We start from the raw sequence: 23,496 nt of genomic DNA on the forward strand, positions 1-23,496 counted from the left end.
ACCGCCGATGCTTTGGACCTATAAGCCGTTCCCGGCCGAAGAGGTCGGGAACTTGAGCCGGACCGCGGGGGTGAGCCCTGTGCTTGCCGAGCTGTTGCTTCGCAACGGCCTCGGTGAGCCCGCAGCCGCCGCGAGTTTTCTTCGTCCTGCCCTGGCCGAGCTCAACGACCCCTTTCTTCTGCATAATGTAGAGGCGGGGGCCGCGCGCTTGCGCAAGGCCATCGACGCGGGCGAAGACATCGTCGTGCTCGGTGACTACGATGTGGACGGTGTAAGCAGCACCGCTCTCCTTGTCAGCATTCTGCGTCGCTTCGGGTCGAAGCCGCGCTTTGTGGTGCCGCGTCGCATGGAGGATGGTTATGGTCTGTCGCGCAGCGCCATTGACCGCGCCTTGGAGCAGGGGAAGCCACAGCTCTTCATAGCGCTCGATTGCGGCACAAATTCGCATGACGAAGTGGCCTATCTCGTTTCGCAAGGAATCGAGGTCATGGTGGTCGATCACCATCGATCCAAAGAGAAACCGCTTGATCAGGGACTGCTCATCAATCCGCATGTGCATGGCCGTGCGGGCGACGAAGCCTGGCATAACCTCTGCACGGTCGGGTTGGTTTTTAAACTCGCGCATGGTTTGTTGAAATTACTGCGTGCTGAAAACCATCCGGTGGCTCACAGCATCAAACTGCGTGACTATCTCGATCTCGCGGCGATGGGCACGGTGGCGGATCTTGTGCCGCTGACCGGTGAGAATCGTATTCTTGCACGTTACGGTCTGCGTATCCTTCAAGGATGCGAACGTCCCGGTGTGCGCGCACTCATGCAGATCGCGGGAGTGAAGCCTGATCACGGGGTGAATCCCGTGGATATTTCTTTCCGTCTAGGGCCTCGCATCAATGCGAGCGGGCGCCTGGCTGATGCGGCGTTGTCCGTCGAACTGATGCTTAGCGACGATGAACAGTTCTGCAACGAGACCGCCCAGCAGCTCGATGTATTCAATCGCGAACGACAGGAGATCGAGCGACATATCACGGAAGAGGCCGAGAAGATGATTGAGCGCGATTTTGCCGACTGGCCGGGCATCGTGCTCTTTGGCGAAAACTGGCACCCCGGCGTCGTTGGAATCGTGGCCGGACGTGTAACCCGTAAATACAATCGCCCGTGCGTCGTTCTCGGCAACGAAGGTGAATTCGCGAAGGGCTCGGGCCGCAGTATCAACGGCGTGAATTTGGTCGAAGTGCTCGGTTCATGCTGCGAACAGCTCACGAGCTGGGGTGGACATCCGATGGCGGTCGGCGTGTCGCTGGAAAAAGTCCACCTGGAGACATTCCGTGCCCGGTTTGCCGACGCGGTGCGCACGGCGGCCGGCGGTGATTTGATCGATCCGATCCTGACGTTGTCCGCCTGGCTGACGCCGGATCAGATCAACGAGCAGCTGATGGATGATCTGGAATCGCTGCAGCCGTTCGGACAGGGAAACCCTGAGCCTATTTTTGGTGTGCGCGGCGTCGTGCTGCGTTCGCGGCCGGATGTTTTTAAGCAGGCGCACTTCCGGTTTAATTTCGATGATTCGCGTGGTCGCCGACTGTTTGGCGTGGCTTGGAAGATGGCCACGCGCCTGCCTCCGACGGGCGTGCCGCTCGACTTTGCAGTGGAACTGGCGTGGAACCACTTCAACGACCGCAAGCTCTTGCAGCTGGAGCTGGTGGATTGGCGGGTAAGCGAATAAATTTATCGCGGAAAAGTCAGGAGATTCCCATTGACGCCACTCATACGTCCCTTTTTCTCTGACCCTTCGGTTATGGCAAAATAGCTCAGTTGGTAGAGCAGCGCACTGAAAATGCGCGTGTCCTCGGTTCAATTCCGAGTTTTGCCACCACTCTCAAAAAAGCCGCGCTTCAAAACGAAGCGCGGCTTTTTTGTGCCCTTAGATCTACTTGGCTGGGATTGCGTTACCAACTGCCAATGGTGCGGGCCACGGAGGCTTTGTCCGCAGCGCCAAAGAAAGAGGTGCCCGCCACGAAGGTATCGGCTCCCGCCGTGCGGCATTCCAAGCCGGTCACGAGATCTACGCCACCATCGACTTCGAGGCGGAAGGTGAGTCCGCGTTCCTGACGCCAACGATCAATCTGGGCAATCTTTGGCAACATATCGCGGCGGAAGGGTTGTCCGCCAAAACCCGGTTGCACGGTCATTACCAGAACGAGATCCACTTGATCGAGAAACGGCTCGATGGCTTCGGCGGGCGTGCCGGGGTTCAACACGATGCCATTCTGGCAACCGAGTGACCGGATGCGGGCGAGGGTGGCGGCGTGATCGTAAGCAGGCTCGATGTGAATACTGATGAGGTTGGAGCCGGCTTTGGCGAAGGCTTCGATGTAGCGGTGTGGTTCGTCGAGCATCAGGTGCGTATCGAAGAACAAAGAAGCGCCTTTCCGGAGGGCGGCCACCGTTTGCGGGCCGAAGGAGAGGTTGGGCACGAAATGCCCGTCCATGATGTCGAGGTGGATCCAGTTAATGCCGAGGGACTCGACGATCTGGGCGCTGTCCGCAAGGCGGGCATGGTCGCCGGCTAGGATTGAAGGGGCGAGGACGGAGGCGTGCTTCACGCGCTTAGAATCAGGCCGGAGGCCGTGCGATGTGAAGCTGAATTCGCGGATACTTGTTTCGAAACCGAACTGGCTGCGAGGCGATGCCTGCCACTTCGGTTCGCGCCTGTTGCTGAGACAGGCGCGATGGCTGGATTACCAGATGTCGAGCGTAGCGCTGCGAACGTTCTTTGCCAGGCTTTCGGCAAGGAGCGGGATATTCTGATACTCAGCCTGAAGCTGCTGACCGCCATCGGTGAAGATTTGGCGGGTGGCGTCGATGGCGCGATCAGTGAAGATGGGCTTGTTGTCGCGGTTGTCGCGCAAGGTTGCCTTGGCGCTGAGGGTGACGTCGAATTTACGGGCTAGGCCGGTATCACGGGTCTCGCGGGTTTGAATTTCACGGCCGTATTTGACGAGATGGACCGTCAGCGTGGCGTCGGCTTCCTCGGCAGTGTTTACGAGAATAACGCGAGAATCGTGCAAGAAAGCCTCGCGGATCTGGGTGCTGACAATGGCGACGGTTTGCGGTGCATTGGTCTCATTGACCACAGGTGCGACGTAAAGCGTGCGGAAGGAAACCTGGCCACCCGTGCCGAGACGGTAGTTGGCACAGCCGGTGAAAAAGAGGAGGCCGGCGAGGCAGAGAAAAAAGGAAGCGCGCATGAATGGGGGCGCACCGAAGTGCGATGGGGTGAGGTGGTATCAGAACAACCAGAACGAGCGCTTGGGCTTGCTGCGGGGGACGTCGGGGGTCTTGGCTTTTTTCTCGGCGGCATCGACCTCGGCGAGGCGCTTGCGGGCATCGACGGCCGTGGCGGAGTCCGGGTAGGCGGTGATGGCTTCGTTATAAAACACGCGGGCAGCCTTATAATTGTCGCGTTTGTAGAAGTAGAAATCGCCGATCTTGATTTTGCTTTCGGAGAAAGTCGTGCGGACATCGACCAAGCCTTTGTCCACGGCGGGCACATTGACGTCGGTGGGGAAAAGGATGAGAAAATCCTCGAAGTAGGTGATGGCCTGGCGGGTGGAGGCTTGATCGTAGTAGGGGCCTTGCACGAGGGACGCATGGGTCTCGGCCAGTTTGAAATAGGCGTCGGGTGCGAGCAGGCTTTGCGGGTAGTTGTTGATCATGCGGTCAAGCGCATCGATGGCCTCGTCGGGTTGATCGAGCTTTTGGTGGCCGCGGGCGATGCTCATCAGTGTGATCGGCGCGTAGTCGCTGTAAGGCGCGGTCTCGAGGATCTTCTCGAAGTATTCGATACCGCGGGAACGGTTTTTGAAGCCCGGGATGATGCCGAAATAACGCGGGCGTTTGCCCTCAACGAGCGCATTGGCGATGCGGTATTGATCGCCGATAATGGCGTTGAAGTGAGGGGAGTTGGGATAGCGAGTGACGACGTTCTGAAACTCGTTGAACGACTTGGAATATTGGCGTCGCTCCATGCGCAGGCGGGCGGCGCGGTAAAAGGCCTCGGGGGCGTAGATGGAATTCGGGTATTTTTTGGCGATGGACTCGTAAAGTTTCATTGCCGAGGTGCGCTTGCCGTTTTCTTCGTCGGCACGCGCCTTGTTCATCGAATCCAGGGCGTTGCGGCCTTCCTCGACGATCAACCCGGAGAGCATGCCGCCTTCAGCCTTCCAGCCCGTGGCCGGAGTCCACACGAGATCGGCATGGAGCGCGGTGCTCGCGAGAATCGCCGACGCGAGACCAAGAATAGCGATACGAGGCAGGGCGCGGGCGATGAAATTGAGCATGTCGAAAGAGTTACCAGCGAACCAGTGCGGACCCATAGGTCAAGCCCGCCCCGAATGCGACGAACAGCGTGGTGTCGCCGGATTTGATGCGACCGGAGCGTCGAGCCTCATCGAGAGCGAGGGGAATGGAGGCGGCGGACGTGTTGCCGTAGCGCTCGAGATTCAAGAAAAAGCGATCCGAGGGCAGTTCGAGGTATTGGGCGAGTGCGTCGATGATGCGAAGGTTGGCCTGATGCGGAATGACACAGGCAATCTCGGTGGCGGAAATCTGGTGTTGGTCCAAGATTTCCCGGGCGGCCTCTTCCATCTCGCGCACGGCGATTTTGAAGATCTCGCGCCCTTTCATAGTGATGGTGCCCGGAGTGCGCAGGGGATCGGTGACGGTCTCGGCGGGGTTGCTGCCGCCATCAGGGATGCACAGGAGCCGGGCGTGAGCACCTTCGGCGTAGAGTTTCGTGCCGAGAATCTGCGCGGTTCCGCGGGAAGTTCCCAAGACGACAGCGCCGGCGCCATCGCCAAAGAGCACGCAGGTGGTGCGATCTTTCCAGTCGAGAACCTTGGAGAGTTTTTCCGCACCGATCACGAGGGCATTCTTGTAGCGGCCGGAGCTGAGCATGGCCCAGGCGGTATCCATCGCATAAAGAAACCCCGAGCACGCAGCGTTGAGATCGAAGCAGGCGGAGTGGGCGGAGACTCCGAGATGGTTTTGCACGAAGCAGGCGGTGGCCGGCATCGGCATGTCGGGCGTTACCGTGGCGACGATGATCAGATCGATATCAGCGGCGGTGAGACCGGCATCAAGGAGCGCGGCGCGTCCCGCGGCGGCAGCCATCATCGAGGTGGTTTCGTTGTCAGCGGCGATGCGACGCTCGCGAATACCGGTGCGGGAGAAGATCCACTCGTCCGACGTATCCACGATTTTGGATAGGTCGGCGTTTGTCAGGATTTTTTCGGGGGCGTAAGAGCCGGTGCCGAGTATGGCGATAATGGGGGAACCCATGGATTGGTCGGTCAAAAAGCGCTCGCCGGAAGGCTCGGCGCGTTTGGTCTCAGGTGGCGGGGCTTTCGAGTGGCGGTGTGGTCGCGATTTGCTGCGGGCGGATAATCGTGTTGGCGACGGCGGCATCGGCCTCAATGAGGTGAAGCATGTCGGCCTTGATGATTTTGTTGGCGGCGCGGATCGCGTTCTTGATCGCGTGACGGCTGCTGGAGCCGTGGGCCTTGAGGACGTTGCCGCGCAGGCCAAGCAACGGCGCACCACCGTAAACCTCGGGGTTCATGCGCTTCTTGAGGGCTTTGAAGGCGCCTTGTGACAAAATCGCTCCACCCATCCGCAGCGGGTTGGCCTTTAATTCGGATTTAAGTGTGGCCGAGAAAAAATGAGCCAGCGACTCCCAGCTCTTCAGCAACAGATTGCCGACAAAACCATCACATACGGCGACGTCGCAGTGATCGGTGAACACTTGGAATCCTTCGGTCGGTCCGACGTAGTTGATAAGATCACCCAGGCTCTTGAGGTGAACATTGGTGGCGCTGATCAGGGCGTTGCCCTTGCCTTCTTCGGTGCCGATGGTAAGCAGGCCCACGCGAGGATTGGCGATGCCCAGAACAACACGGGCGTAGTGGGAGCCCAAAAGCGCATTGTGCGCGAGATGCTCGGCTTCGGCCTCAGGATTGGCGCCGGCATCGATGAGAATGAAGTGGCCGTTTTCGCGTGGAATGATCGCGGCCAGTGCGGGGCGATCGATTCCTGCGAGTGTGCGCAACTTGATGGTTCCACCGGCCATGAGGGCACCGGTATTGCCGCAACTCACGACGGCGGAGGCTTCTCCGGACTTAACGAGCTCAATGGCCCGAAACATGGAGGCATCCTTCTTTCGCTTCAGCGACGGAAGGGGCTTGTCCTCCATGGTGATCACCTCGGAAGCATGAAAAAGCCTCAACGAGGAGTGCCCGTCGAGGCCGTGCTGCGCGAGCAGCGGTTTGAGCACAGCCTCATCACCCACGAGAGTGATGGGGTTTAACTCAGGGAATTCCGATAGGGCGAGGGCGACTGCAGCCACCACTTCGGGTGGGCCCAAATCGCCTCCCATCGCGTCAACCGCGATACGCCCGGTCAGGCCGGAAGAGGTGACCATCGCGAGGGATGGTGATGACTCAAAGCGATGGTGCCGCGAGGATTAGACCTCGACGTTGACCACCTGGCGACCGCGATAGGTGCCGTTGGTGGGGTTCACGTGGTGAGGACGGAAGGCGGTGCCATCGGTCGGGTCACGGGCGATTTCGGGAGCTTTGAAGGCGTTGGCTGCGCGGCGGTTGGCGCTACGGCGTTTGGACTGCTTGCGTTTCGGATTAGCCATGGTCGGTGTAGTTTAAAGGGTGGGTGACGTTCGTGTGAACAGGTCTGTAATAAGTGATAAAGGATGAAAGTAGAGGGCGGCGCTTTACGTCGTCAAGTGCCATCTCGGGGGTGACGCCGAGTGTTTTAATTTTATTCAACCGAAAAACCACGCAGCCAACAGCGCCGCGAGCACGAGGCGGTAAACGGCGAAGATGCCCAGTCCATTTCTCGCGAGGTAGCTGACCAGAAACTTTACGGCAATCGCGGCCGAGAGGGCGGCGACGAAGCTGCCGAGCAGCACCGAGGGAACGCCGAGCACGGAAATCATAGCCGGTCCCGCCTTGTAACCTTTTAAGAGCGCGGCCCCCGTCAGAATGGGCAGGCCGACGAGAAAACTGAATTCGGCCGAGCGCGCGGGGGAAAGACCGGCAAAGTAGCCGCCGACCATGGTGACCATCGAACGGCTTGTGCCCGGCCAAAGCGCAAGACACTGCATGAGACCGATGCCGAGCGACTGTTGAACCGTGAGGTCGGCAGGATCGAGTTTCGACGTCGCTGTGCTCGGCCGTTGTTTGCGCCAGCGTTCGGCGGCAAACATCAACACGGCGCCGCTGATCAGGGCGACGATCACGGCTTCGATGGAAAAAAGATAATCGTCGATCAGTTTCCCGAATGTAAGCCCAAGCGCGACCGCCGGCACGCAGGCAATGATGATGTTGCGGAGCAAGCGCAGGCCGGGCGTGTTTTGGCCCATTAATCCGCGCAAGATGCCGGTGAGTCGCCCCCAATAAATAAGCACGACCGCGATGATGGCACCGGCTTGAATGACGACCGTGTAAGTATCGACGGCGAGTTTTTGCGTGAGAGGAATACCTTCGGGGTATTTTTTCGAGGGCTCCTTATACCAGATCGGCTGACCGGCTGAATCACGGAGCGGTTCTTCGCTTTCGAGGCCGAGCGCATGGCCTGCAATGATCAGGTGTCCGGTGGAAGAAATGGGCAAAAATTCCGTGACGCCTTCGATCACGCCTAGAATAATCGCATCTCGTGTGCTGAGCTCTTTTAGTGGTTCACCGCCAATGAGCGCGGTTTCGGACTGCGCGGTCGAAGGTGGAGTTTGCGCGGATGCGGAGAGGGCCGCCGCGAGGCTGAAACTGAGGATCAAAAAAATACGACGCACGGTCGTTTGCTCCCAGAACGGGCGGGGCCTGTCGAGTTTATGCTTCCCTCGCGCGGAGGTTTTTCGATTCCATGCTGCCCCACATGTCTGCACTTGTAGAACTTACCCGCCAGCTGGCCGAAGGTCAGGATCTGACTGAAGCCCAAATCGCTCCGGCGGCCGATGCCCTGACATCGCCCGAGATAGCTGATCCGCAAAAAGCGGCGTTTCTTTCCGCGTTTTCCGACAAGGGTGAGACCGCCGGCGAAATCGCAGCGTTTGCCCGCGTGTTTCGTGAACGTGCAGTGGATCCGGGCGTGGGGCAATGGTCGGCCGACGCCATCGATGTGGTCGGCACCGGCGGTGATCGCACGGATGGTTTTAATATTTCCAGTCTGGTCACGCTGACTCTGGCGTCGGCAGGCGTGAAGGTCATGAAGCATGGCAATCGCGGATTCACTTCGAAGTGCGGCAGCGCCGATTTGCTTGCCGCTCTCGGCTTCGATTTGGAAGCACGTCCGGAAAAAATCCGCGGAGCACTGGATCAACTCGGCTACGCGTTCTTTTTTGCTCCGGCTTATCATCCGTCGTTCAAGCACATCGGTCCGGTTCGCAAGCAGCTGGCCGCGCAGGGACGTCGCACGATTTTTAATATTTTCGGGCCTCTGCTTAATCCTGGGCGCCCGGCGTTCATGCTTTTCGGCGTGTTCCCCGAGCCCATGGTTGAGAAGCTCGCGGATGTATTTCAACTGTTGGGGACCAGCGCCGGACTGGCCGGCCATGGCATCCTTAATGACGGCCGCGGTATCGATGAAATCACTACGGCGACCGTGAATCACGTGCGCGGCTTTGGCCGTCTGCGGTCGACTGCGGGGGAGTGGAGGGCGGCTGATTTCGGGCTGAAGCAATCGGCTTTCTCTGATTTGCAGGGCGGGGATCTCGCCATGAACATGGGTATTGTGGACGCATTGATCGAAGGCCGGGCGCCGCAAGGATTGGTCGATACAATTTCACTGAATGCCGCGCTCGGACTCTGGATTACGGGACGGACTGGATCGGTGGCTGAAGGCGTGGAGCAGGCCCGCGAATTATTGGTGGGTGGTGCGGTGAAGGCGAAGATCGCCGCAACCCGTGAGTTTTTCCAAAAATGAAGCGTAACTATTTCGGCACCGACGGGGTGCGCGGTCCTTATGGCGGTCATGTGGTGAACGAAGCGTTTGCCGCACGCCTGGCGGAAGCTGCGGGCCGCTGGGCGGGCGGGCGCGGTCGTGTGCTCATCGGGCGCGATACGCGCGGCTCGGGTGAAGCGTTGATGAAGGCGGTGGCCGCCGGTCTCGTCGCGGCAGGAATGGAGCCGGTTTCGCTCGGTGTATTGCCCACGCCGGCGGTGGCTCGCGCGGTGCGGACATCCGGCGCGGCCTTGGGCGTGGTCATCACGGCTTCGCACAATCCGGCCTCGGATAACGGCATTAAATTTTTTGCAGGCTCTGGTATCAAACTGACCGATGAGGATGAGGTTCGCATCGAGTCTTTGCTGCCGGATGCAGCCGCCGCGCCGGTGTTAACCGTGCCGGAAATCGATGGCGTGGCCGACTACATCGACGTTGCGCGCGGCGTATTGCCGGCCGGCTCGTTGGCTGGCTGGCGTATTATTTTGGATACAGCGCACGGCGCTACGACCTCCACGAGTCCCGCGGTGTTGCGTGCCTTGGGCGCCGAAGTGATTGGTATCGGCGACCAACCGGACGGACGGAATATTAACGAAGGTGTGGGCAGCGAACATCCCGAGAAACTGGCCGAAAAAGTTCTCACCGCCGGCGCACGTTTAGGCATCGCGCATGACGGCGATGGTGATCGCTGTATTTTGTGCGACGAAAACGGCTCCGTGTTGGATGGAGATGAAGTGTTGACCCTGCTGGGATTGCACGCTCTGGAAAAAGGCACGCTGGCCGCCTCGACACTCGTGATTACGGTGCAGAGCAACCTCGGGGTGGACTCCGCAATCAACGCCGCCGGCGGACGCGTGGTGCGCACCTCGGTGGGTGACCGTTATGTGATTGAACGCATGCTCGCGGATGGAGCGACGCTGGGCGGCGAATCCAGCGGGCATATCATTTGTGCGGATACATCGCCCACGGGTGACGGGTTAGTGGCAGCCCTCAAAGTGATCGAGGTCATGCTGGCGACGGGACGCCCGTTGTCGGCACTTCGCACCGGAATGAAAAAGTTTCCGCAAGGGACGCGGAATCTCAAGGTCCGTGACAAGCGTGAGCTGACGACTTGCGCGACTCTTTCAGCGGCGATTTCAGCGTTGGAATCCGATCTCGGCTCCGAAGGCCGTGTTCTCGTGCGCTTCTCTGGAACCGAGCCAAAATTGCGTCTTTTGGTGGAAGGTCCGTCCGACGATGTGGTGACGGCGGGCTTGATGCGATTGGAGCAAGCGGCCCGCGCTGATTTGCAGGTGATTTGAAAGGCAATCTAGCGTTGACCCATGGGGTGTCGGTGAATTCGTTAATTCATCCCCTTATGCCAGAAATCCCCGTTTCATCGCTAGACCCTCGCGTTCAGAAACAGATCGAGAATTCCCAGATCGCGCTGCAGCGCGGCAATCTCGATTATGTGCTGGATGTCACCACCCAAGTTTTGAAGGCCGCCCCCGGCTGTCTGCCGGTGCGTCGTTTGCAACGTGTTGCCCAGCTGCGCCAGCTTGGAACCAAGAACAAATTGTTCGCCAAGGCGTTTGGCTCCGTCACGCAGGCCGGCTTTATGTTTGGTGGCGGCAAAAAAGATCCATCCAAGGCGCTCGAAAATGCCGAGAAGATGCTCTCGGCTGATCCGACCAGCGTGCCTGCGCTCAAGCTCCTCGCCGAGGCCGCCCACGGTCTCGATATGCCGGACACGGTGGCGTTCGCTTGGGAGGCGATTCACGAGCTGCACCCGACCGATCGCGAAGCCCTGTTGAATTTTGGTGAAGCCTGTCTTTTGGCCAAGCGTCCGAAGGATGCCCTGCGCGCCGCTGATGAGTTGCTCAAGCTCAAGCCGCAGGATGGCGACGCACTCGCGCTGATGCGCAAATCCGCCATTGCCCAGACGACCGAGAAGGGCAACTGGGAGGACAAGGGCTCCTTCCGCGATAAGCTCAAGGACGAAGCCGCCTCCACAATGCTGGAGCAGTCCGCGAAGATCGTCACCTCCGACGAGATGACGCAGAAGCTCATCGACGAGGCACTCGTTCGCATTCAGTCGCAGCCGGACAGCCTCAACCACTACCGCAGCGCGGCGGAAGGTTACAAGAAGTTGGGCAACCTGGAGCAGGCGCTGGTTTATGTGCGCAAGGCGCGTGAACTTCCCGCTGGCGCCGGTGATACCTCGCTCGGCAAGCAGGAGAGCGAACTGAAGACGGCGATTCTTGAAAAACGTATCAAAGATTTGGAGACGCAATCCGCGTTGGCTCCAGAGAACGCGGAATTCAAGCAAGGCTTGATCAAGGCGAAGTCCGAGTTTGCCGCCACGCAGCTCGTCGAGGCCAAGGATTACGTCGAGCGTTATCCCAATGATTACGCCGCCCGTTACACACTCGGAAATCTCTATTTCGAGGCCGGTGATTATCAGAACGCCATCGCCAACTATCAGCAGGCGCAAAAGAGTCCCAAGGTGCGCGTGCAAGCGATCACCGGCATGGGCCGCTCACTCAAGGCCCGCAAGATGTTCGACCTTGCCGTGGCTCAGTTCCAGACCGCCAAGAGTGAACTCCAAGGCATGGATGATCAAAAGAAGGATGTCATCTACGAGCTCGCTTCCTGCTACGAAGGCATGGGCAAGAAGGAAGAGGCCATCAACGAGTATAAGATCATTTACAGCGAAGACATCGGCTTCCGCGATGTCGCCGACAAGATCAACGCGTTTTACTCGAGCTGAGCGACGAGTTCAGCCGTTTAGCGTCAGGCGGGCCGATTTATCGGTCCGCCTTTTTTGTGGCCGCTGATCGTGGTTTCCACTCCGCGAGCAACACCGCGACGATGAGCAATGCGAGGCCGGTTAAAAGCCGCTCCAAGTGCGCGGGTTCGTGGAAGACGAGCAGACTGACCAGCACGCCGAGAGGGATTTTGGCGTTGTTGAGCGCGGCCAGCGTGCCTGCGTTGACTTGAGTGAGTCCGCGGTTCCAGACGAAGAAGCCGGCGCCGCTGGCGATCAAGCCAAGGAATGCGAGCACCAGCCATTGCAGCGGTGTCGGTGAAAATCGGGCGAAGGAAAATCCGAGTGAGGGAATGGCCACCAACGCCGTGGTGATAAAGCCGCCGAGTGCGAGCCACGCGAACAGCACCTGATCCGTGATGTGCGCCAATGCCGGCCGGGTCTTTTTATAGGCGATCTGGCCGGCGGCGAAACACAGGTTGGCACCTTGAACGAGGAGGAAGCCGATCATGACGTTGGCGGTGCCGGCGCTTCGTTGGATCACGACACCGGCACCGGCGACGGAGAGCACGGCGGCCAGCATGTGGCGCACGCCGATTTGTTTGGTGAGCGCGGCATCGAGCAGCACCACATAGATCGGCGTGAAGATGGTGAACAGGTAGACCTCGTGGCCTTGCAGGAATTGGAATGCCTGCAGGTAGAGCAGATACATCATGCCGAACTGGATCGCCCCGATACCGGCGAGCCAGGCGGCGGTGCTGCGGGCGATTCCACGGGGATTCAGCAGCGGAGCAAATATGAGAAATGTCAGGCCCAGTCGCACCGTGGCCACCGCAGGGGAGGGCAGGTCGCCGAGGAAGTGTTTGATCAACCCGGGTGAAAACGCCCAAAGCAGCGAGACTAGCAAAAGCAGGACCATCGGCGTCGGTGCGTGGGGAACGGATTTAAACGCGGAAGATGGCGCCCAGTTTCTTGCCGAGAATCAAGCTCATGCCGACAATGGTCACACCGAGGAAAACCATCGCCCATACGCCCAGTGCACTGGCGATGAACTTGCCGTCACCGAGCAACTGGAAGAGCTCGAGGATGGCCTTGGTGATCGGGTAGAACGCCTGTTTTTGCGCGAGAATCAGCGAGTCGCTGACTTCAAGCATCGCGAAGGCAAAGGCCAGCAGGCCGCCTGCGATGAGATTCGCGGCGATAAGTGGAAGCGTGATCTTGAAGACTGATTTCAAGGGCGGGCAGCCGAGATTCTGTGCGGCTTCCTCGAGTGTTTCGCTGGTCTGCTGGAAGCCGGCGGAGGCGGAGCGCACGACATAGGGCAGGCGTCGGACCGAATAGGCGATGATCAGCAGGATCGTCGGGTCTTTGATCGGATTGAGGAAGGCGAACAGCTTTCCCTCTTGGCTCATGGCGAGATAACCAAACGCGAGCACGAGACCGGGAACGGCGAGCGGCATCATCGCGAGAAAATCGAGAACCTGGCGGCCGGGAATCTTCGAGCGCACCACGACATAGGCGATGGCGATGCCGAGAACGACATCAACGAGTGTGGAGATGCTGGCGAACTTGAGGGAGTTTGCGATGGCCGAGACGGTCAGGTTGTGACCGAGGGCGAGTTCGAAGTTTTGCAGCGTGAAGTTCTTTGGCAGCACGCTCGCATACCAGTCGCTGGAGAATGCTACGAGGATCACGCCGATGTGCGGCAGGACGGCGATAAACGTCACGCCGGCGAAGGCCGCGGTGCACAGCCAGGCTTGCAGGCGGGGCAAGTCCCGCGGGCCGCCGGAGCTGGTTGCCTTGGCCATCATGGCGTGATTCTGGCGTCCGAACAAACCCTTGCCGATCGCGTAGAGCAGCGTGGTGCTGGCGAGCATGATGGCGACCAGGGCGTAGGGCGCGGGGTTTCCGCTGATGTCCTTCAAGCCGTAGAAAATCTGCACGGCGATGACGCGCGGATAATCGAAGATGAGCGGCACGCCGAGCTCGGTGAACGCCCAGATGAAGACAATCGTGCCGCCGGCGAAGAGGCCGGATTTAATGAGCGGCAGGGTGATTTTGAAGAAGCGACGGAAGCCGGTGCAACCGAGGTTTTGCGCGGCTTCTTCCATCGCGGGATCGACGTTGGCGAGCGCGGCGACGGAGTTCAGATAAATGATTGGATAGAGCGAGAGTGCGTTGACCAAGGCGATGCCCCAGAACGGACTCGCGGCGAACCAGTCGTGGGTCCAGCCCTCGGGGCGCAGGCCGATGTCGATGAGCAACGCGTTCAGCGCGCCGTATTGACCGAAGATTTGTTTGATGCCGATGGCGCCGACGAACGGCGGCAGGATCATCGGGATCAGCACGACGGAGCTGAGCAGGCCTTTGCCGGGAAACCGAAAACGATCGCTGATAAACGCCAGCGGCAGCGCGATGAGAAACGTCATCGTCGTGGTCGCGCAGGCCAGCAGGAAAGAGTTGCCGATGCCGCCCAGATAGATGGGGTCTGAAAGGAGCGCGGCTACGTATTCGAGAGTGACCTTGCCGTCGGCGTCGATGAAACCGCCTTTGAGGATCTGAAAGATGGGCCAAAGGAAGAACGCGGCGAAAAAAACCGCCGTGAACGCAAACACGATACGGGCAAACGACTGCGACATCGGCGCGAAGTGTGTTCACCTCGCACGCACGTCCGCAAGGGGGAATTGCCGCAGAACCTGTTTGTTACTTGGCGACGGATACGTGCGGGGCCCGAATTCCACGCGTGATCAGGGTAATTACAAAAACCAGGGCCTGAACGAGCACGATGCAGGCGGCGGGCGAGCCATCTGCAAAGAAACTGACATAGATGCCGGTGAGCGCTGATCCCACGGCAATCGACGTCGCCAGAATCAGCATACGGTCAAACCGTTTGGTTATCAGCAAGGCGGTTGCGCCGGGAGTGATCAGCATGGCGATCACAAGCACGAGGCCGACGGCCTTCATTGCCGCGACGATCGCCAGTGAGAGAAGAATCAAAAGCAGATAGGTGAGGGCGCGCACGCGCAGACCAAGCACGCGGGCATGCGTGGGATCAAAACAGACGAGCAGCAGGTCCCGGCGCAAAACGAGCACGGTCGCGAGCACGATGCCGGAAAGGATGCTTGTTTCCCAAATCTGATCCCGGGTGATGCCGAGAATGTTGCCGAAGAGGATGTGATCGAGATGCAGATCGCTCGGCGTCTTGGAATACAGCACGAGGCCGACCGCAAACATGCCGGTGAAAATCACGCCCATGACGGTATCTTCTTTGATACGGCTGTTGTTTTTTACCCAGCCGGTGGAAACCGCGCAAAAAAGGCCGCTGGCAAACGCGCCGATGGCGAGAGGAATGCCGGCGATGTAAGCGAGCACGATACCCGGCAGCACGGCATGTGAAATCGCGTCGCCCATCAGCGACCAGCCGCGCAACACGAGAAAGCAGGACAACACCGCGCCGACCGTTGCGACCAACGCGCCAATGGCGAAGGCTTGCAGCATGAAGTTGTAGTGAAACGGCTCGAGCAGCGTATCGATCATGACGGCATCACTCCGTTCGCGAGACAGGTTTGTTTGCGGGCACGACGCGCGGCGAGCAGGCCGTGCTTGGGTGCGAACACGAGTGCAGTGAGAAAGACGAGGGTTTGCAGCGTGACGATGCATCCGCCGGTTTCACCATTCAGGAAGTAGCTGGCGTAGGCGCCGACGAAGGACGTGACCGCACCGATACCCGAGCCGAGCAGAAGCATCACACCAAAGCGGTCGGTGAGCAGGTAGGCGGTGGCGCCGGGCGTGACGAGCACGGCAATGACGAGAATCGCACCGACCGCTTGCAGCGCAGCGACGGCGGTCGCGGACAGCAGAAGGAGTAAGAGAACGTGGAGAAACCCGACTCGCAGGCCGAGGGCACGCGCTTGATTCGGATCGAAGCAGAAGAGAAGTAAATCGCGCCATTTGAGCGCAATGATCACGAGGCAGATCACGGCGACGATCACGACTTGGAGCACGTCGCCCGGTGCGATACCTAGGATGTTTCCGAAGATGATGCTCTTGAGGTCGACGCGCATCGGGTTGAGCGAGATGAGCAGCAGGCCGAGCGCAAAAAACGAGGTGAACACGATGCCGATCACGGAGTCTTCACGAACGGGGGTTTTCATTTTTACGAAGGCCATCGCGCCGGCGGCGAGGAGTCCGCTGGTGAACGCACCGAGGGCAAAAGGCACGCCGGCAAGGTAGGCGATGGCGACGCCCGGAACGACTGCGTGTGAGAGTGCGTCGCCCATGAGAGACCAGCCTTTGAGCGTGATGAAACCTGAGAGCAGTCCGCAGACGCCGCCGATTAGCGTGCACGTCCACAACGCCGTCACCATGTAATCGTATTGGAAGGGAATGAGCCAGGTCTGCATTGCTCAGGATTCCTTTTCGCGTTCGTCGATGAGATTCTCGCGGCCCGTTCGATCACGGTATTCGAGGTGGCCTTTTTTGCCAAGAACCAGGGGGCGTTCGTCATCGGTGAGCACGGTGACCTGACGGCCGTCGTGATCGTTGACCGTGGAGCGATCGAGGTCGAAGTGACGCAGCGCACCACCGAAAGCTTGCGACAGATTCTCGGCGGTGAACACCGTATCGGTCGGGCCATAGGCCAGCACCGTGCGGTTGATCAACACGACTTGATCGCAGAACTCCGGGACGGACCCGAGATTATGAGTCGATACGAGGATGAGCCGGCCCTCGGCACGAAGTTCGCGTAAGAGCGTGATGATGGCTTCCTCGGTTTTGACGTCCACGCCGGTGAAGGGTTCGTCCAGGAGGATGACGCGGCCGCGTTGGGCGAGGGCGCGAGCGACGAAGACACGTTTTTTTTGTCCACCGGAAAGTTCGCCGATCTGGCGGTCACGAAAGTCCCACATGCCGACGCGGCGCAGGCTTTCCTCGACGGCGGTGCGGTCGGCGGGTTTGGGCATGCGCAGGAAATTCATGTATCCATAGCGGCCCATCATGACGACGTCATGCACGCTCACGGGGAACGACCAGTCGACTTCCTCGGCTTGAGGAACGTAGGCGACCCAGCTTTGTTTTTGGGCTTCGCGCACGGGGCGTCCGTTGATTTCAACGCGGCCTTGCGAAGGTGTGACGAAACCCATGAGGGATTTGAACAACGTGGACTTGCCGGAGCCATTGACGCCGACCAGCGCGCAAATGGTGCCGCCGGAGAGACGGAAGCTGGCGTCGCGAAGCGCGGTGTGGCCGTTGGGATAAGTCACGGCCACGTTGATCGCTTCGAGCGTGAGCGATTCGATGGCGTCGGGTGTGATCATTGGAATGCGAGTGATTAGTAGCGAAGCGTGAGGCCAATGAAAGGCTGCACATCGGGCGCGTTGCGGGTGACACCGAAATTACAGCCGCAGTCGAGCTGCGTGTCGGCGTTAACGGCGTAGGTGAACCCGATGTCGGCTTGCGCCATCCATTCGGTGCCGGATTCGTAGCTGTGGGCGGAGAAAAACTCAACGTATCCGCCGAGTCGTGACGTGATGTCGTGGCTGAACGTAATGGAGTTAATCCATTCGAGGTGGCGGTCGTTGCCAGTGGAGTCGGCGAGCCAATCGAACTCGGTCATCAAGCCGAGGCCCCAGCCTGCGGGCAGAGCGACGGCGAGAGGGAGGATAAGCCCGCCCTCGACGAGGTCGTTGCCTGCATCGCCGAGCTGAAGCGGAACTTTGACGAAAGGCATGGCGGCAAAAGCGGTGTCGCCGCTGTCGTTGCCCCAGATGTTGTATTTGAGGCGGATGGTCAGATCGCCCCAATCGCGGGTCGTCGTAGTGACGCCAGCGGTGCGCACGCGCTCGCTCGTGTAGCTGTCGAAGATGAACTGAATATCGCTATTGTTGGTGAGGCCGAGCTTCACGTTCACCGGCGCTATGTTAAACGTCTCCGTGCGCGTGCCGGCGTCGTGGTCGTAGGTGTAGTTGGCGAAATCGAATTCGATCTGCCAGTGGCCGGCGTCCACCGTGTAAGGGCTTTCGGTTTGATCAGGACGATCGGTGCTCAGCTCGCGCATCTGCTCGCGCGGCGTGGGATTGGAGAAAGTGTAGGCGGATTTATCGGTCTCGGCAGCGACGGCGAAAAACGTAGGAGCTAGAAGCGTGAGCGGAGCGAGCAGGCGTTTCATTGGGCGGCATCACCGAGAAAGGAGGTGACGAGGGTGCGGGCGTTGTAGTCGAGCAGCGCGAGGTAGGTGGGTGCGGGGCCTTTTTCATCGGTGAGCGAATCGACATAGAGCACGCCGCCGTAACGAACGCCGGTTTCGCGGGCGACCTGACGGGCGGGTTTGTCGCTCACGGTGCTTTCGCTGAAGACGACGGGAATCTTGTTGGCACGAACTTGATCGATGACGTGGCGCACCTGTTGGGGCGTGCCCTGCGCATCGGCATTAATTGGCCAGAGATAAAGCGGACGCAGTCCGTAGTCGCGGCAGAGGTAGGAGAACGCACCTTCGCTGGTCACGAGCCAGCGCTGGGCTTCAGGAATGCGGGCAAGTTTGGCGCGAACCGGTGCATCGAGCGCACGGATTTTCTCAATGTAAGCCGCGGCATTGGTGGCGTAGGCGGAGGCGTGCACGGGGTCGATTTTCGCAAGGGCAGCGCGAATGTTTTCAACATAGGTGACGGCGTTCGTCGGCGACATCCAGGCGTGCGGGTTGGGTTTTCCTGTGTAGGGACCTTCGGTGATGCCCATCGGTTCAATGCCTGTCGTGACGACGACCTGCGGAACGTTTTTGACGTTGGCGAAAAACGGCTCGAACCAGCGTTCGAGATTCATGCCGTTCCAGAGCACGAGGCTGGCGCGCTGGGTTTTCACGATGTCACGCGGCGTGGGCTCATAGCCGTGGATCTCGGCGCCCGGTTTGGTGAGCGAATCGACGTCGGCATGCTCACCGGCGACGTTGCGAGCCATGTCGGCCAGGATCGTGAACGTCGTGAGCACGCGCGGACGGTCGGGGGCGGCTTGCAATGAAATCGCAGCGCCCGTGAGGCAGGTGAAGGTGACCAAGAATCCAGCGAGTAGTTTGATTCTCATATAAAAGTTAGGCTCACCTAAATTCAGAATCATAGAATTAGGGTCAACTAATATTTATTGAGTAAGTTATTTTAGCTAAGGCCGCCGTGCATTCGCAGGACAAGGCAGCGAACTGCTTGGAAAGGCAGGGCATTCGAAGCACTCCGACGCAATCCGCCGGCTGGTTTTCAGCGTCGAGGCGTGTGACCTGCAAAATCTTCGACATTTCGCGGGACGTGCTTTCTGTTTCCCCTTCCGCCCATGAAGAACTTCTACATCACGACCGCCATCGACTACGTGAACGGTTCGCCACACCTAGGCCATGCCTACGAAAAGGTGCTGACGGACGTTATCGCCCGATTCCGCCGGTTGATGGGTGACAACGTCTATTTCCTGACCGGCGTTGATGAGCACGGTCAGAAGGTCCAGCAGAGCGCCAAAAAACGCGGCATTCCGCCCCAACAGTTTTGCGACGAGGTGTCCGAAGAATTCCGCGCGCTGTGCAAGAAACTCAATATCTCCAACAACGACTTCATCCGCACCACCGAGGAGCGCCACAAGAAGGTCGTGTGCGAACTGCTCCAGAAGCTTTACGACAAGGGCGAGATCTACAAAGCCGAATACAAGGGCTTTTACTCCACGCGTCAGGAGCAGTTCCTTCAGGACAAAGACCGCAATCCCGATGGCACCTGGCCCGAGATTTTCGGCGAAGTCACCGAAATCATCGAGGCGAACTACTTCTTCAAACTGCAGCAGTATCAGACGTGGCTGGTCGACCACCTCAAGGCCAACGAGAACTTCGTGTTCCCTCGCTATCGCCAGAAGCAGGTCCTCGAGTTCCTGTCCGAGCCTCTCAACGACCTGTGTATCTCTCGTCCGAAGAGCCGTCTCGAATGGGGTATCACGCTTCCTTTCGATGAGGATTTTGTGACCTACGTCTGGTTCGACGCGCTGGTGAACTACTACACGGCCGTCATCGACAAACCCGAGTTCTGGCCGGCCGATTTCCATGTGATCGGCAAGGACATCCTGGTGCCGCCGCACGCTGTTTACTGGCCGATCATGCTCAAGGCCGCCGGCATCGAGCCGCCGAAATCGCTGCTCGCCCACGGTTGGTGGTCGATCAACGGCAGCAAAATGTCCAAGAGCACCGGCAACTTCGTCGATGCCGCCGAGTTTGCCGACAAATACGGCGTGGACGCGCTGCGCTATTTCATGATCCGCGAGATGAGCGTGGGTCAGGACAGCGATTTCTCCCTCGCGCAATTTCTCGCGCGCTACAACGCCGAGCTCGCCAACAATCTGGGCAACCTCGTCAACCGTGTGTTGAATATGACCACGCGTTTCAGCGCCGGCGTGTTGCCCGCCCCCGAGGTCTCCGAACAACCCGAGCAGGATTTGCAGGCACTCTGGATCAAGACGCGCGACGAGGTGATCACGCTACACGAAGGTTTCCAGTTCCACAGCGCGCTGGAGCGCACCTTTGGGTTCATCACCGCGACCAACGCCTACATCCAGACGCGCGCGCCGTGGACGCTTGCGAAATCCACCGAGGCGAAGGATGCCGTGCTCCTGCGCACCACGCTCGCAACGATCGCCGAGGCGCTGCGTCTTGGTGTGACGCTGTTGCAGGCGGTCATGCCCGGCACGACGGAAAAAATTCAATCGGTCCTCGGTTACACCGCCGGTGCCGTGTGGAAAGACGAACTCGAGTGGGGCTCGCGTCTCACCGGTTCGAAGGTCGCCGAGACGGCGATCCTCTTCCCTCGTCCCGAGGGCGATAAGGCCGCGAAGAAGTAAGGCCACGGCGTTCGCTGGCGCAGCGCATGACCATCCTCCCGATCAACCCCACTGAGAACGCCTCGCCGGATGCGTTGATCGGCTTCCTGCGTCAATGCCGCGAGGCGGCGCGAGGCGACGGACGCGAGCGGTTGGTGAGCATTTCCATTCAGGTTGGCGCGCTTGATCCGCTGGCGGTGCTTGAGGCAATTTTCGAGTCGGGCGAACTGCATTTCTACGCCGAGCGCCCCAATATCCACACTGCGATCGCGGGGGCCGAGGCGGTGCTCGTTCACGAGGCTTCGGGCCCGGAGCGCTTTGAGTCCGCGCAGCGTTTCATCGACGACGTGCTGGCCCGCACTATTGCGGTGGGTGACGTGGATGCGCCGTTTGGCGGACCGCATTTTTTCAGCGCGTTCACCTTTCTCGACCAAGTGGAACAGGGAGAGGCATTCCCGGCGGCGCGCGTGTTCGTGCCTCGCTGGCAAGTCGCGCGGGCGGGCGAAGTCACCACGGCGGTCGCCAACCTGCTGGTCGCGCCTGATTCCGATCTGGCGACACTGGCGGAGCGTGTCCTGCGCGCACACGGAAAATTCAAGCACATCGACTACGACGCAAAACCGGCGGTGCCGGTCACGTCGCAACCTTGCGTATTTCAAACCACGGAGGCGGGGGATTTCCGCACGACGGTCAAAGGCGGATTGGCGGCCATTGCGGCCGGTGTCGTAAAAAAAATCGTGCTCGCTCGCGTGCAGGACATGCAGACTAACGCGCCATTACATCCGCTGCGCCTGTTGAACGGACTGCGCGAGCGCTTTCCCGAGTGTTACAGTTTTTCAGTCGCGAACGGGAGAGGGCAGAGCTTCATCGGCGCGAGTCCGGAGCGGCTGGTGCGAGTGAGCAAGGGAGTGCTCGAGACTGAGGCGCTTGCGGGATCCGCCCGTCGCGGACAAAGCGCGAGCGAAGACGCCGCCTTGGGGGCCGAGTTGCTGGCGAGCGAGAAGGACCGCCGTGAGCAGGGCCATGTGTTGGAGTCGATCGTCCGCCGATTGGAGCCGCTGGGGTTCGCCCCGCAATTTCCTTCGCAACCGGTGCTGCGCAAACTGGCCAATGTTCAACATCTTCATACGCCAGTAAGCGCGGTAATGCCGGCGGGTATTCATTTGCTGGATGCGCTGGCCCGCCTGCACCCGACGCCGGCCGTCGGCGGTTCGCCGCGTGAAGAAGCGGTCGCCCGCATCCGCGACCTCGAGGGGTTTCCGCGCGGTCTCTACGCCGGCGCGATCGGTTGGCTGAATGCGCGTGGCGGCGGAGAGTTCCTGGTCGGCATCCGCTCTGCACTCGTAGAGGGACGCAATGCCCGCGTGTATGCCGGCGCGGGGATCGTTGCCGGCTCGGATCCCGAGCGGGAATTTGCCGAGACCGAGTTGAAGTTCCGCGCTATGCGCGAAGCGTTGCTCGGTTAATTTTTAATCACTCACACTTAACACGACCACCGACCATGAGCGACACCGCACCCGACCAGAATTTCGTTAACTACAAAAAAGCCGAGAAGCAGGCGCTGGAGATCGTTGCCACGATGAAGACGGCCAGCACCAACAAAGTGGACATCGAACTCGCGCTACTCGTCGCGGTTTTTGAGCTGCACAAGGACACCGCGCCGGCCGCGACCATCGCCTCGATCATCCAGGGACATCTCAAGCAGATCGTGCCGCACTACGCTTCGAAGAACCAGCCGCACGGCTGAGTTTTCGAGCGGGCCGGTGTGCGGGTTGGTTTAAACGTGACGTCCCGGCCAGGTTTGCGTGCGGCTCCAGAACGCATCGGTGCGGCCGCCGTAGTAGTCGTCGAGCACGGCGTCCATGACGGCCGAGGTGCGCCGGGCGCTTTCGCCGGTGCTCGGGCATTCGCCGCGGCCAAGCAGGGCATCGACCATGGTTTGGATGAGCGGTTGCTGGACGTGCGGCGGATTAGGACGGTCGAAGGTTTTTTCGCAGTCGCGAGTTTGGAGGCGGAGCGGTTCGTTGCCGAAGACGGAGAACGAGAGTCGTCCGGCCGTGCCCTCGATCACGACTTCATCGGTGCCGATGGCGCTGGCGAAATTCCACGTAGCGGCACCGAGCGCGCCGGCCTGGGTGGTGAAGGTCAGCGCGACGGCGTCTTCAATGGGGAGTGGCGTAGCGAGATTCGCGGCGCGTCCGTCGACGTTGAGCAATGGTCCGAAGAGGAAATCGAACAGGTCGAGCGCGTGTGACCCAAGATCGAGGAACAGGCCCGCGCCGGCGTTGGCCGCGTCGAGGCGCCACGGCGGACTGGCGGGATCGGCGATCACAGGCGCAGGGCAGGCGAAGTGCAGACGGATGTTGGTGACGGTTCCAAGGGCGTTGTCGGCGAGGAGGGCTTTGACCTGCGTGAAGCGGGGCAGGCAGCGGCGATAGTAGGCAACGAAGACCGGGACGCCGGCGGTGCGAAACGCGGAGACGATGGCGTCACATTCGACAGTGCTGCGGGCGAAGGGTTTTTCGACGTAGCAGGGTTTGCCGGCGGCAGCCGCGAGCGAGGCACCGTCGAGGTGCGCGCCGGGCGGAGTGGCGACGTAGATCGCATCGACCTCGGGATCGGCGACGAGGGCGCGAGCATCGTCATACCAGCGGGCCACGCCGTGACGGCGGGCGTAGTCGGCGGCTTTGGCTCCGTCGCGGCGCATGACGGCGACCAGCGAGGAGTCGGGCACCTTGGAGAAAGCGGGGCCACTTTTGATTTCGGTGACATCACCGCAGCCGATGATGCCCCAGCGGATGCGGGTCGGGGTGGAAGACATGGGGCCACGTTGAAAACAGGTCGTGCGCGCGGCAAGGCTGCGGAAACAGATAAAGCACTCCGGTCGCTTGCTGTGCACGCCGGTTAAT

General features: G+C 60.0%; 22 protein-coding genes and 1 tRNA gene. 8 read left to right on the forward strand and 15 right to left on the reverse strand.

Going from position 1 to position 23,496, the window contains the following annotated elements:
• The first annotated feature begins 70 nt into the window (after positions 1-70).
• Both recJ and FPL22_RS02525 read left to right on the forward strand, forming a co-directional pair.
• On the forward strand, positions 71-1,723 hold the full coding sequence (gene recJ / locus FPL22_RS02520; RefSeq protein WP_238991292.1) for a single-stranded-DNA-specific exonuclease RecJ: 1,653 nt from the start codon (positions 71-73) through the stop codon (positions 1,721-1,723).
• A 74-nt stretch (positions 1,724-1,797) separates the two neighbouring features.
• Positions 1,798-1,873, forward strand: a tRNA-Phe gene (locus FPL22_RS02525).
• Between the two features lie 73 nt (positions 1,874-1,946).
• Here the strand turns inward: FPL22_RS02525 and rpe are convergent.
• The 7 genes from rpe to FPL22_RS02560 form a co-directional block, all read right to left on the reverse strand.
• Positions 1,947-2,603, reverse strand: a complete 657-nt coding sequence (gene rpe, locus FPL22_RS02530; RefSeq protein WP_144228543.1) for a ribulose-phosphate 3-epimerase — start codon at positions 2,601-2,603, stop codon at positions 1,947-1,949.
• 135 nt (positions 2,604-2,738) lie between these two features.
• Positions 2,739-3,248, reverse strand: a complete 510-nt coding sequence (gene lptE / locus FPL22_RS02535) for an LPS assembly lipoprotein LptE (RefSeq protein WP_144228544.1) — start codon at positions 3,246-3,248, stop codon at positions 2,739-2,741.
• Positions 3,249-3,287: 39 nt separating this feature from the next.
• Entirely contained in the window at positions 3,288-4,340 is a 1,053-nt protein-coding gene (gene bamD, locus FPL22_RS02540; RefSeq protein WP_144228545.1) for an outer membrane protein assembly factor BamD, read from the reverse strand.
• Positions 4,341-4,350: 10 nt separating this feature from the next.
• Complete coding sequence (locus FPL22_RS02545) at positions 4,351-5,340, reverse strand: beta-ketoacyl-ACP synthase III (protein WP_144228546.1); 990 nt, start codon at positions 5,338-5,340, stop codon at positions 4,351-4,353.
• Positions 5,341-5,389: 49 nt separating this feature from the next.
• The gene (gene plsX, locus FPL22_RS02550; RefSeq protein WP_144228547.1) at positions 5,390-6,478 is read right to left on the reverse strand and encodes a phosphate acyltransferase PlsX; all 1,089 of its coding nucleotides are present in this window, start codon (positions 6,476-6,478) and stop codon (positions 5,390-5,392) included.
• A gap of 42 nt (positions 6,479-6,520) precedes the next feature.
• Positions 6,521-6,700 carry a 50S ribosomal protein L32 gene (gene rpmF / locus FPL22_RS02555; RefSeq protein ID WP_144228548.1) on the reverse strand — a complete coding sequence of 60 codons (180 nt, stop codon included), beginning with the start codon at positions 6,698-6,700 and terminating at the stop codon, positions 6,521-6,523.
• 135 nt (positions 6,701-6,835) lie between these two features.
• Positions 6,836-7,846, reverse strand: coding sequence for an undecaprenyl-diphosphate phosphatase (locus FPL22_RS02560; protein WP_162525164.1), 1,011 nt, complete (start codon positions 7,844-7,846; stop codon positions 6,836-6,838).
• A 98-nt stretch (positions 7,847-7,944) separates the two neighbouring features.
• On the opposite strand from FPL22_RS02560, the gene trpD reads away from it, so the two are divergent.
• Genes trpD through FPL22_RS02575 form a run of 3 tightly spaced genes read left to right on the forward strand, consistent with a single transcriptional unit; the run spans position 7,945 to position 11,758 of the window.
• A complete protein-coding gene (gene trpD, locus FPL22_RS02565; RefSeq protein WP_144228550.1) occupies positions 7,945-8,991 on the forward strand; it encodes an anthranilate phosphoribosyltransferase in 1,047 nt (348 codons plus the stop codon).
• Positions 8,988-10,310 carry a phosphoglucosamine mutase gene (gene glmM, locus FPL22_RS02570; protein ID WP_144228551.1) on the forward strand — a complete coding sequence of 441 codons (1,323 nt, stop codon included), beginning with the start codon at positions 8,988-8,990 and terminating at the stop codon, positions 10,308-10,310. Before trpD ends, glmM begins: the two co-directional genes overlap by 4 nt.
• Before the next feature lie 56 nt (positions 10,311-10,366).
• A complete protein-coding gene (locus FPL22_RS02575; RefSeq protein ID WP_144228552.1) occupies positions 10,367-11,758 on the forward strand; it encodes a tetratricopeptide repeat protein in 1,392 nt (463 codons plus the stop codon).
• 37 nt (positions 11,759-11,795) lie between these two features.
• Here the strand turns inward: FPL22_RS02575 and FPL22_RS02580 are convergent, their stop codons facing one another.
• The 7 genes from FPL22_RS02580 to FPL22_RS02610 all read right to left on the reverse strand — a co-directional run bounded on the left by FPL22_RS02580 (position 11,796) and on the right by FPL22_RS02610 (position 18,829).
• Entirely contained in the window at positions 11,796-12,674 is an 879-nt protein-coding gene (locus FPL22_RS02580; RefSeq protein WP_144228553.1) for an EamA family transporter, read from the reverse strand.
• 25 nt (positions 12,675-12,699) lie between these two features.
• Entirely contained in the window at positions 12,700-14,394 is a 1,695-nt protein-coding gene (locus FPL22_RS02585; RefSeq protein ID WP_144228554.1) for an ABC transporter permease, read from the reverse strand.
• A gap of 64 nt (positions 14,395-14,458) precedes the next feature.
• Positions 14,459-15,292 (reverse strand): metal ABC transporter permease, encoded by an 834-nt coding sequence (locus tag FPL22_RS02590; RefSeq protein WP_144228555.1) that lies wholly within the window; start codon positions 15,290-15,292, stop codon positions 14,459-14,461.
• On the reverse strand, positions 15,289-16,158 hold the full coding sequence (locus tag FPL22_RS02595; RefSeq protein ID WP_144228556.1) for a metal ABC transporter permease: 870 nt from the start codon (positions 16,156-16,158) through the stop codon (positions 15,289-15,291). The genes FPL22_RS02590 and FPL22_RS02595 overlap by 4 nt, the downstream gene beginning before the upstream one ends.
• A 3-nt stretch (positions 16,159-16,161) precedes the next feature.
• Positions 16,162-17,070, reverse strand: a complete 909-nt coding sequence (locus FPL22_RS02600; protein WP_144228557.1) for a manganese/iron ABC transporter ATP-binding protein — start codon at positions 17,068-17,070, stop codon at positions 16,162-16,164.
• 14 nt (positions 17,071-17,084) lie between these two features.
• Positions 17,085-17,921 carry a transporter gene (locus FPL22_RS02605; RefSeq protein WP_144228558.1) on the reverse strand — a complete coding sequence of 279 codons (837 nt, stop codon included), beginning with the start codon at positions 17,919-17,921 and terminating at the stop codon, positions 17,085-17,087.
• A complete protein-coding gene (locus FPL22_RS02610) occupies positions 17,918-18,829 on the reverse strand; it encodes a metal ABC transporter substrate-binding protein (protein WP_203235101.1) in 912 nt (303 codons plus the stop codon). Before FPL22_RS02610 ends, FPL22_RS02605 begins: the two co-directional genes overlap by 4 nt.
• A gap of 240 nt (positions 18,830-19,069) precedes the next feature.
• Here FPL22_RS02610 and metG point away from each other — a divergent pair, with 240 nt between their 5' ends.
• From metG to FPL22_RS02625, 3 genes are read left to right on the forward strand one after another with little or no spacing between them, the layout of a single operon-like run.
• Positions 19,070-20,608: a methionine--tRNA ligase gene (gene metG / locus FPL22_RS02615; RefSeq protein ID WP_144228560.1), complete on the forward strand. Its 1,539-nt coding sequence runs from the start codon at positions 19,070-19,072 to the stop codon at positions 20,606-20,608.
• 26 nt (positions 20,609-20,634) lie between these two features.
• Entirely contained in the window at positions 20,635-22,053 is a 1,419-nt protein-coding gene (locus FPL22_RS02620; protein ID WP_144228561.1) for an isochorismate synthase, read from the forward strand.
• Positions 22,054-22,088: 35 nt separating this feature from the next.
• Entirely contained in the window at positions 22,089-22,334 is a 246-nt protein-coding gene (locus tag FPL22_RS02625; protein ID WP_144228562.1) for a hypothetical protein, read from the forward strand.
• 30 nt (positions 22,335-22,364) lie between these two features.
• Here the strand turns inward: FPL22_RS02625 and FPL22_RS02630 are convergent, their stop codons facing one another.
• Positions 22,365-23,408: a Gfo/Idh/MocA family protein gene (locus tag FPL22_RS02630; RefSeq protein WP_144228563.1), complete on the reverse strand. Its 1,044-nt coding sequence runs from the start codon at positions 23,406-23,408 to the stop codon at positions 22,365-22,367.
• Positions 23,409-23,496 lie beyond the last annotated feature (88 nt).

It is taken from the genome of Rariglobus hedericola, from assembly GCF_007559335.1.
Taxonomy (GTDB): domain Bacteria; phylum Verrucomicrobiota; class Verrucomicrobiia; order Opitutales; family Opitutaceae; genus Rariglobus; species Rariglobus hedericola.

Excerpts from the sequence above, each read along its gene's own strand:
- FPL22_RS02610 (WP_203235101.1), bottom strand. The coding sequence starts at position 18,829 with ATGAGAATCAAACTACTCGCTGGATTCTTGGTCACCTTCACCTGCCTC.
- glmM (WP_144228551.1), top strand. The coding sequence starts at position 8,988 with ATGAAGCGTAACTATTTCGGCACCGACGGGGTGCGCGGTCCTTATGGC.
- rpmF (WP_144228548.1), bottom strand. The coding sequence starts at position 6,700 with ATGGCTAATCCGAAACGCAAGCAGTCCAAACGCCGTAGCGCCAACCGC.
- FPL22_RS02605 (WP_144228558.1), bottom strand. The coding sequence starts at position 17,921 with ATGAAACGCCTGCTCGCTCCGCTCACGCTTCTAGCTCCTACGTTTTTC.
- FPL22_RS02590 (WP_144228555.1), bottom strand. The coding sequence starts at position 15,292 with ATGATCGATACGCTGCTCGAGCCGTTTCACTACAACTTCATGCTGCAA.
- FPL22_RS02630 (WP_144228563.1), bottom strand. The coding sequence starts at position 23,408 with ATGTCTTCCACCCCGACCCGCATCCGCTGGGGCATCATCGGCTGCGGT.
- FPL22_RS02625 (WP_144228562.1), top strand. The coding sequence starts at position 22,089 with ATGAGCGACACCGCACCCGACCAGAATTTCGTTAACTACAAAAAAGCC.
- lptE (WP_144228544.1), bottom strand. The coding sequence starts at position 3,248 with ATGCGCGCTTCCTTTTTTCTCTGCCTCGCCGGCCTCCTCTTTTTCACC.
- FPL22_RS02575 (WP_144228552.1), top strand. The coding sequence starts at position 10,367 with ATGCCAGAAATCCCCGTTTCATCGCTAGACCCTCGCGTTCAGAAACAG.
- FPL22_RS02580 (WP_144228553.1), bottom strand. The coding sequence starts at position 12,674 with ATGGTCCTGCTTTTGCTAGTCTCGCTGCTTTGGGCGTTTTCACCCGGG.
- plsX (WP_144228547.1), bottom strand. The coding sequence starts at position 6,478 with ATGGTCACCTCTTCCGGCCTGACCGGGCGTATCGCGGTTGACGCGATG.
- FPL22_RS02545 (WP_144228546.1), bottom strand. The coding sequence starts at position 5,340 with ATGGGTTCCCCCATTATCGCCATACTCGGCACCGGCTCTTACGCCCCC.
- FPL22_RS02595 (WP_144228556.1), bottom strand. The coding sequence starts at position 16,158 with ATGCAGACCTGGCTCATTCCCTTCCAATACGATTACATGGTGACGGCG.
- FPL22_RS02620 (WP_144228561.1), top strand. The coding sequence starts at position 20,635 with ATGACCATCCTCCCGATCAACCCCACTGAGAACGCCTCGCCGGATGCG.
- FPL22_RS02585 (WP_144228554.1), bottom strand. The coding sequence starts at position 14,394 with ATGTCGCAGTCGTTTGCCCGTATCGTGTTTGCGTTCACGGCGGTTTTT.
- metG (WP_144228560.1), top strand. The coding sequence starts at position 19,070 with ATGAAGAACTTCTACATCACGACCGCCATCGACTACGTGAACGGTTCG.
- FPL22_RS02600 (WP_144228557.1), bottom strand. The coding sequence starts at position 17,070 with ATGATCACACCCGACGCCATCGAATCGCTCACGCTCGAAGCGATCAAC.
- bamD (WP_144228545.1), bottom strand. The coding sequence starts at position 4,340 with ATGCTCAATTTCATCGCCCGCGCCCTGCCTCGTATCGCTATTCTTGGT.
- trpD (WP_144228550.1), top strand. The coding sequence starts at position 7,945 with ATGTCTGCACTTGTAGAACTTACCCGCCAGCTGGCCGAAGGTCAGGAT.